General features: G+C 62.7%; 2 protein-coding genes. Both read left to right on the top strand.

Annotated features, from left to right (window positions below; translation table 11 throughout):
- The coding region (locus ABZ728_RS22060; RefSeq protein ID WP_366658604.1) for a cobalamin-dependent protein at positions 1-647 on the top strand (647 nt) is incomplete at its 5' end.
- A gap of 9 nt (positions 648-656) precedes the next feature.
- Positions 657-1,062, top strand: a 406-nt coding sequence (locus ABZ728_RS22055) for a PAS domain-containing protein (protein WP_366658603.1), incomplete at its 3' end; no start/stop codon positions are given.

Here is a 1,062-nt window from a genome sequence, read left to right as displayed (position 1 = left end):
GTTATCTCGATCGCCTTCTTGACGGAGACCGGAACAGCGCCGCCGATCTTGCGGAACGCAGCGTACAAGATGGTCTGCCGCTGCAGAACCTCTATCTGGACGTCTTCCAGCCCGCCATGCGTGAAATCGGCCGTCTCTGGCAGTTGAATCGCATCACGGTCGCCCAGGAACATTTCTGCACCGCGGCCACGCAAGCGATCATGAATGGTTTCGTTCGCCGTATCCTGCAGACGCCTCGCAACGGGCTCACCGTCACCGCCGCATGTCTGGGCGGTGAATTTCACGAAGTCGGCCTGCGCATGGTCGCCGACCTGCTCGAACTCGACGGATGGAATTGCAGCTATGTCGGGGGAAGCGTCCCGGTCAGCGACATGATCGAAAGTCTGGCTGACAAGCCGCCCGATCTGGTGGCGGTATCGGTAACGATGACCGAGAATGTCGGGGCCGTGGTGACGTTCATTGACCAGTTGCGCCGCACGCCGGGGCTACAGAGGGTTCCGGTCCTGGTCGGCGGACGGCCGTTCGCGATCTCCGCGACACTGTCGACGTCCGTCGGTGCGGACGGATGCGCCCTCGACGCGGCCACGGCCCTGTCCGAAGCGCGCCGACTTGCCGGTCTACCCTCCACCGACACCCCCAATAGCTGAGACCACCCCTTGAACCGAGAGTCCGACACCATGGGCGATGATGCCTCTTTTCATGACGCGTTCGCCCGCCTCGGCAACGATCTCGCCACGGCCGAACGCCGTCTGATCAAAGCGAATGCCGAACTCAGCTCAGCGCATGAGGAACTTCGCGCCCTTTACGAAGCCCTGCCACTCGGCGCATTCAAAATCGACAATCACGGCACCGTCTTGCAGGCCAATCGGCGTTTTCACGCTCTTACCGGACTTTCAGGGCCGGCGACCTGGTTCGACGGCGCGCACCCACTCGACGCCGAACGGGTAATGCGCCACTGGCAGGATGCCGTCGGCGCAGCGCTCGACGTAAGGTATCGCCATGTGTCGCCGACCGGCCTTGCCGTCGATCTGCGGGTCAAACTGGTGCCTTTTCATGACGACG

Source organism: Fodinicurvata sp. EGI_FJ10296 (assembly GCF_040712075.1).
GTDB lineage: Bacteria > Pseudomonadota > Alphaproteobacteria > DSM-16000 > Inquilinaceae > JBFCVL01.
This window is presented reverse-complemented; position numbering and strand designations above follow the sequence as displayed.